Here is a 7,850-nt window from a genome sequence, read left to right as displayed (position 1 = left end):
AAGTCCAGGTACTCGAAGAGGATCGAGACCAGGTCGCCGGAGCTGCCGGCGGCGCGCTGGACGGCGGGCAGCGGGTAGCGGCGGTGCGACCAGATGGCGGTCTCCGTCGCGTAGGTCTGCTCGACCAGCTCACGCCAGGTCTTCGCGCCCCGAGTGGTCGGGAACGGAAGGGTGTTGAGGTGCATGCCGAGCACCCGGTCGGCGCCCGGTGCCTCCATCCGGCCGTGGTAGACCACGCCGGTGTGGAAGGCGTCCTCGGCCGTCAGGCTGCCGAGCACCTTGAGGTGCGCGGCCAGCAGCACGCTCTTCAGCGACGTCTTGGCGGCGGTGGCCAGTCGGGTCAGTCCGTCCTTGAGGTCCAGGAACGGGACCGGGACACCGTGGCGCTCGTTCCCGTGGCGCTCGCCCTCACCCCAGGAACCGGGCAGGACCAGCGGGCTGTGGGCGTCGACGAGCTGCTGCCAGAAGGCCTGGGTGGCCGGGTCGGCCAGCGAGGTCTGCTCGGCGGCGATGAAGTCCGCGTAGCGGACCGCCGGCACCTCGTAGGCGGTCGGCTCCTCGCCGTTCCGCAGGCTGCGGTAGAGGGTCACGATCTCCATCGCCAGGGTGTGGTAGCTCCACCCCTCGGTGACAGCGTGAATGTGGCTGAACGTCAGGCGCCAGCTCTGGTCCGACTCGACGTGTGCGGCGATGCGCAGCAGCGGGGCGGCGGTCAGGTCGAAGCCCGTCGCACGCTCCTGCTCGACGTAGGCGGTCGTGCGCTCCGTGACCTCGGCCTCGGTCAGTCCGCGCAGGTCGTGCGTGGTGATCGGGACCTCGGCCGTGGCGTGGACGAGCTGGAGGGGCTGGCTGTAGCCGTCCAGGTGCATCGAGGTGCGCAGGATGTCGTGCCGGGCGACCACCGTGTCGACGGCCTGGCGCAGGACGTCCGGCGAGAACGACAACGCGTCCGGCAGGCGGAACGAGTTGATGTTCCGGTAGGTGCTGCCGCCCTGTGCCGCGAGCATCTCGACGAGCATGCCGGTCTGGATCTGGGAGAGCGGGTAGGCGTCGACGACGTCGGCCGGGAGGGCGGCGCGGTCGTCCGCGCCGATCAGGGCGAAGGGCTGGACGGCGGTGATCAGGGACTCGCCGGTGCCGTCACCGACCGCGATGGCCATGGCGGCGATGGTGCGCTGCTGGAAGACGTCCGGGATGGTGATGTCGTAGCCGGCGGCGCGGAGGGCGCCGACGAGTCGGACGGCGCGGATGGAGTCGCCGCCGAGGTCGAAGAAGCTGTCCTCGACACCGACCTGCGGCAGGCCGAGGACCTCGGCCCAGACCGCGGCCAGGCGCTCCTCGACGGGGGTGCGCGGGGCGGTGTAGCCGGTGGTGCTGAAGGCGTCCAGGTCGGGCGCGGGGAGGGCGCGGGTGTCGGCTTTGCCGTTGGTGGTCAGCGGAATCGTGTCCAGGGTGACGAACGCCGCCGGGACCATGTACTCGGGCAGTGAGGTTCCGAGGTGGGTGCGGAGCGCGGTCGTGTCGAGGACGGTGCCGGTGGCCGGGACGAGGTAGGCGACGAGCATCTTCTCGCCGTAGGTGTGGCTGTCGCGAACGGTGATGACGCTCTGGCGGACGGTGGGGTGCTGGGTGAGTGCGGCTTCGATCTCGCCGAGTTCGATGCGGTAGCCGCGGATCTTGACCTGCTTGTCGATCCGGCCGAGGGATTCGAGGGTGCCGTCGGGCAGGCGCAGGGCGAGGTCGCCGGAGCGGTAGAGCCGGGAGCCGGCGGGTCCGTGGGGGTTGGGGAGGAAGCGTTCGGCGGTGAGTGCGGGGCGGTTGAGGTAGCCGCGGGCGACGGCGGGGCCGGTGACGTGGATCTCGCCGGGGACGCCGGTGGGGACGAGGTGTCCCCGGGCGTCGAGGAGGTGGATGGCGGTGTCGTCCATCGGGGAGCCGACGGGGCTGTGCGCGGTCCGGGTGATGTCGGTGTCGGTGATGCGGTGGTAGGTGGAGTGCACGGTGGTCTCGGTGATGCCGTACATGTTGACGAGTGCGGTGTGCTGGGTGCCGACGCGGTCGGTCCAGGGGCGCAGTTCGGTCATTTCGAGGCGTTCGCCGGCGAAGACGATGGCACGCAGGGCGAGTTGGTCGATCCGGGGGTCGTTGTCGGCGGCGAGCTGGGTGAGGGTGCGGAACGCGGAGGGGGTCTGGCAGAGGATGGTGGCCTGTTCGGTGGTGAGCAGGTCGAGCATGTCGTGCGGGGAGCGGGCGATCGCGGAGGGGACGACGACGAGTCGGCCGCCGTGGAGGAGGGCGCCCCACATCTCCCAGACGGAGACGTCGAAGGCGTAGGAGTGGAAGAGCGGCCAGACGTCGGTGGGGCCGAAGTGGTAGTTCTCGTGGGTGGCGGTGAACAGGCGGGCGACGTTGGCGTGGGTGAGGCTGACGCCCTTGGGCAGGCCGGTGGAGCCCGAGGTGTAGATGACGTAGATCTGGTTGTCCGGACGCACGTCCGTGACCGGCGGGGTCGCCGGGCGGGCGTTGATCTCGTCCGCGTGGCTGTCGACCAGGACGCGGGTGCCGGTGAACTCCAGCTCGTCGAGGGCGGAGTGGGTGACGAGCAGGTCGGCCTTGGCGTCGGCGAGCATGTAGGCGAGGCGGTCGGCGGGGTTGGCCGGGTCGAGCGGGAGGTAGGCGGCGCCGGACTTCAGGATGCCGAGGAGGGCGGGGATGAGGTCGGGGCCGCGTTCCAGGGAGAGGCCGACGATCCGCTCGGGGCCGGCGCCGAGGGCGATGAGGTGGTGGGCGATGCGGTTGGCGCGCTCGTCCAGCTCGGCGTAGGTGAGGTGGGCCGAGCCGCTGGTCAGGGCGATGGCGTCCGGGGTGCGGGTGGCCTGGGCGGTGAACAGCTCGTGGACGCAGTCCTCGACCGGCTGCTCGACGGTGGTGTTCCAGGTGTCGAGCAGTCGGGAGAGTTCGTCGGCCGGGAGGTGGGCGGCGCGGGCGTCGCCGTCGGCGTCGGCGGCCATCGCCTCCAGGACCGACCGGTACATGGCGCCCAGCCGCTCCAGGTTCGCCGCGGTGAAGAACTCCGTCGAGCTGCTCAGGTTGATGTGCCCGCCCTGCGGGATCGCCATCAGCGCGAACTCGTTCGAACCGCCCGCCATGGTGGCCTCGACATCGACGGAGTCGGTGTCGACCTGGTGGAAGTCGTGGTGGTCGAAGAGGACGGTGAGCAGGTCGCGGGAGCTGCCGGCGGCGCGCTGGATGGCGGGCAGCGGGTAGCGGCGGTGGGACCAGATGGCGGTCTCCGTCGCGTAGGTCCGCTCGATCAGTTCGCGCCAGGTCTTCGCGCCCCGGTCGGTCGGGAAGGGCAGCGTGTTGAGGTGCATGCCCAGCACCCGGTCGGAGCCGGGGGCCTCCAGGCGGCCGTGGTAGACCACGCCGGTGTGGAAGGCCTCCTCGGCCGTCAGGCTGCCCATCACCTTGAGGTGCGCGGCCAGCATGACGCTCTTGAGCGAGGTCTTCGCCTCGGCCGCGAGCCTGCGCAAACCGTCCTCTAGGTCCGCGAACGGCACCCGGACCCCGAGGCGCTCACCCGGCTCACCGCCCCAGGTGGCGGGCAGGACCAGCGGGCTGTGGGCGTCGACGAGCTGCTGCCAGAAGGCCTGGGTGGCCGGGTCGGAGAGCGCGGTCTGCTCGGCGGCGACGAAGTCCGCGTAGCGCACCGGAACCGGCTCGTGGGCCGCCGGCTCAAGGCCGTCCCGCAGTGCCCGGTAGGCGCCGTGGAGCTCCATCAGCAGCGAGTTGAGCGTCCAGCCGTCGGTGACCGCGTGGTTGTGGCTGATCGTCAGGCGCCACGCCCGGTCGGACTCCACGTGTGCGGCGAACCGCAGCAGCGGAGCCGTCGTGAGCTCGAACCCGCGGGCCCGCTCCTCCTCGGCGTAGGCGAGCGCACGCTCCGTGACCTCGGCCTCGGTCAGTCCGCGCAGGTCGTACACGGCCACCGGGGCTTCGGTGGCGGCGTGGACGAGCTGGAGGGGCTGGCTGTAGCCGTCCAGGTGCATCGAGGTGCGCAGGATGTCGTGCCGAGCCACCACCGTGTCGACGGCGCGGCGGAAGGCCTCGGCGTCGAACGGCTGCGGGTCGGGCAGCCGGAAGGAGTCGATGTTGTGGTAGACCGCACGGTCGACCGCGGACATGACCTCCACCAGGATGCCGGTCTGCGCCTGGGAGAGCGGGTAGGCGTCGACGACGTCGGCCGGGAGGGCCGTGCGGTCGTCGTCGCCGATGAGGGCGAAGGGCTGGACGGCGGTGATCAGGGACTCGCCGGTGCCGTCACCGACCGCGATGGCCATGGCGGTGATGGTGCGCTGCTGGAAGACGTCGGGGATGGTGATGTCGTAGCCGGCGGCGCGGAGGGCTCCGACGAGGCGGACGGCGCGGATGGAGTCGCCGCCGAGGTCGAAGAAGCTGTCCTCGACACCGACCTGCGGCAGACCGAGGACCTCGGCCCAGACCGCGGCCAGGCGCTCCTCGACGGGGGTGCGCGGGGCGGTGTAGCCGGTGGTGCTGAAGGCGTCCAGGTCGGGCGCGGGGAGGGCGCGGGTGTCGGCCTTGCCGTTGGTGGTCAGCGGAATCGTGTCCAGGGTGACGAACGCCGCCGGGACCATGTACTCGGGTAGTGAGGTCCCGAGGTGGGTGCGGAGCGCGGTCGTGTCGAGGACGGTGCCGGTGGCGGGGACGAGGTAGGCGACGAGCATCTTCTCGCCGTTGGTGTGGCTGTCGCGAACGGTGATGACGCTCTGGCGGACGGTGGGGTGCTGGGTGAGTGCGGCTTCGATCTCGCCGAGTTCGATGCGGTAGCCGCGGATCTTGACCTGCTTGTCGATCCGGCCGAGGGATTCGAGGGTGCCGTCGGGCAGGCGCAGGGCGAGGTCGCCGGAGCGGTAGAGCCGGGAGCCGGCGGGTCCGTGGGGGTTGGGGAGGAAGCGTTCGGCGGTGAGTGCGGGTCGGTTGAGGTAGCCGCGGGCGACGGCGGGGCCGGTGACGTGGATCTCGCCGGGGACGCCGGTGGGGACGAGGTGTCCCCGGGCGTCGAGGAGGTGGATGGCGGTGTCGTCCATCGGGGAGCCGACGGGGCTGTGCGCGGTCCGGGTGATGTCGGTGTCGGTGATGCGGTGGTAGGTGGAGTGCACGGTGGTCTCGGTGATGCCGTACATGTTGACGAGTGCGGTGTGCTGGGTGCCGACGCGGTCGGTCCAGGGGCGCAGTTCGGTCATTTCTAGGCGTTCGCCGGCGAAGACGATGGCACGCAGGGTGAGTTGGTCGATCCGGGGGTCGTTGTCGGCGGCGAGCTGGGTGAGGGTGCGGAACGCGGAGGGGGTCTGGCAGAGGATGGTGGCCTGTTCGGTGGTGAGCAGGTCGAGCATGTCGTGCGGGGAGCGGGCGATCGCGGAGGGGACGACGACGAGTCGGCCGCCGTGGAGGAGGGCGCCCCACATCTCCCAGACGGAGACGTCGAAGGCGTAGGAGTGGAAGAGCGGCCAGACGTCGGTGGGGCCGAAGTGGTAGTTCTCGCGGGTGGCGGTGAACAGGCGGGCGACGTTGGCGTGGGTGAGGCTGACGCCCTTGGGCAGGCCGGTGGAGCCCGAGGTGTAGATGACGTAGATCTGGTTGTCCGGACGCACGCCGGTCACGGGTGCGGTGGCCGGGCGGGCGTTGATCTCGGCCGCGTGGACGTCGACGAACACACGGGTCCCGGTGAACTCCAGCTCGTCCAGGGCCGAGTGGGTGAGCAGGATCGGTGCCTTGGCGTCGGCGAGCATGTAGGCGAGGCGGTCGGCGGGGTTGGCCGGGTCGAGCGGGAGGTAGGCGGCGCCGGACTTCAGGATGCCGAGGAGGGCGGGGATGAGGTCGGGGCCGCGTTCCAGGGAGAGGCCGACGATCCGCTCGGGGCCGGCGCCCAGGGCGATCAGGTGGTGGGCGATGCGGTTGGCCCGCTCGTCCAGCTCCGCATAGGTGAGGCTCTGATCGCCGCTGGTCAGGGCGATGGCGTCCGGGGTGCGGGCGGCCTGGGCGGCGAACAGCTCGTGGACGCAGTCCTCCACTGGCTGCTCGACGGCGGTGTTCCAGGTGGCGAGCAGTCGGGAGAGTTCGTCGGCCGGGAGGTGGGCGGCGCGGGCGTCGCCGTCGGCGTCGGCGGCCATCGCCTCCAGGACCGACCGGTACATGGCGCCCAGCCGCTCCAGGTTCGCCGCGGTGAAGAACTCTGAGGAGCCGCCCAGCTGAACGGCGCCACCGCTGGCGATCGCGTGGAGGGCGAACTCCGTGGTGCCTTGGTTGAGCGAGGCCTCGACATCCACCGCGTCGGTGTCGACCTGGTGGAAGTCCTGGAACTCGAACATGACGTTGATCAGGTCACTGTTCCCGGCGGCGCGCTGGACGGCGGGCAGCGGGTAGCGGCGGTGGGACCAGATGGCGGTCTCGGTCGCATGGGTCCGCTCGACCAGTTCGCGCCAGGTCTTCGCGCCCCGAGTGGTCGGGAACGGCAGGGTGTTGAGGTGCATGCCGAAGACCCGGTCGGCGCCCGGTGCTTCCAGGCGGCCGTGGTAGACGACGCCGGTGTGGAAGGCGTCCTCGGCGGTGAGGCTGCCGAGCACCTTGAGGTGCGCGGCCAGCATGACGCTCTTGAGCGAGGTCTTCGCCTCGGCCGCGAGCTTGCGCAGGCCGTCCTCCAGGTCCGCGAACGGCACCCGGGCCGTGACGGACTCGCCCGGGTCGCCGCCCCAGGTGGCGGGCAGGGCCAGCGGGCTGTGGGTGTCGACGACCTGCTGCCAGAACTCCTGGGTCTGCGGGTCGGAGAGCGCGTCCTGTTCGGCGGCGATGTAGTCGGCGTAGCGGACCGACGGCATCTCGTGGGCCGCTGGCTCAAGGCCGTCCCGCAGCGCCTGGTAGGTGCTGAGGAACTCCATCAGCAGCGAGTTGATGGTCCAGCCGTCGGTGATCACGTGCAGGTGACTGACCGTCAGGCGCCAGGCCTGCTCGGACTCGACGTGCGCCGCGAACCGCATCAGCGGGGCCGTGGTCAGTTCGAAGCCCGTGCCGTTCTCCTGCTCGACGTAGGCCCGGGCCTGCTCGGCGATCGCGGCCTGGCTCAGACCGCGCAGGTCGTGGATGGCGACCGGGATCTCGACGTCGGCGTGGACGAGCTGAAGGGGCTGGCTGTAGCCGTCCAGGTGCATGGAGGTGCGCAGGATGTCGTGCCGGGCGACCACGAGGTCGGCGGCGCGGCGGAAGGCCTCGGCATCGAAGGGGTGGGGGTCCGGGATGCGCGAGGAGTTGATGTTCCGGTAGACGTGCTCGTTCTCCGTGGACATCAGCTCGACGAGCATGCCGGTCTGGATCTGGGAGAGCGGGTAGGCGTCGACGATGTCGGCCGGGAGGGCCTTGCGGTCGTCGTCCGAGATCTGGGCGAAGGGCTGGACGGCGGTGATGAGGGATTCGCCGGTGCCGTTGCCGGGGAGGGCGGCGGCCATGGCGGTGATGGTGCGTTGCTGGAAGACGTCGCGGATGGTGACGTCGTAGCCGGCGGCGCGCAGGGCGCCGACGAGGCGGACGGCGCGGATGGAGTCGCCGCCGAGGTCGAAGAAGCTGTCCTCGACACCGACCTGCGGCAGACCGAGGACCTCGGCCCAGACCGCTGCCAGGCGCTCCTCGATGGGGGTGCGGGGGGCGGTGTAGCCGGTGGTGGCGAACGCGTCCAGGTCGGGAGCGGGGAGGGCGCGGGTGTCGATCTTGCCGTTGGCGGTGAGGGGGATGGCGTCGATCGTCAGGTAGGCGGTCGGGACCATGTACTCGGGGAGCTT

The 7,850-nt window shown here is 71.0% G+C and carries 1 protein-coding gene; it reads right to left on the bottom strand.

Annotated elements, in window-relative coordinates; translation table 11 throughout:
• Positions 1-7,850, bottom strand: a 7,850-nt coding sequence (locus ACFWA9_RS36930) for an amino acid adenylation domain-containing protein (RefSeq protein WP_380393551.1), incomplete at both ends; no start/stop codon positions are given.

The organism is Kitasatospora sp. NPDC059973 (assembly GCF_042737525.1).
GTDB lineage: Bacteria > Actinomycetota > Actinomycetes > Streptomycetales > Streptomycetaceae > Kitasatospora.
Note: the sequence above shows the minus strand (reverse complement) of the source record. Positions and strands in the feature narration are given on the sequence as shown.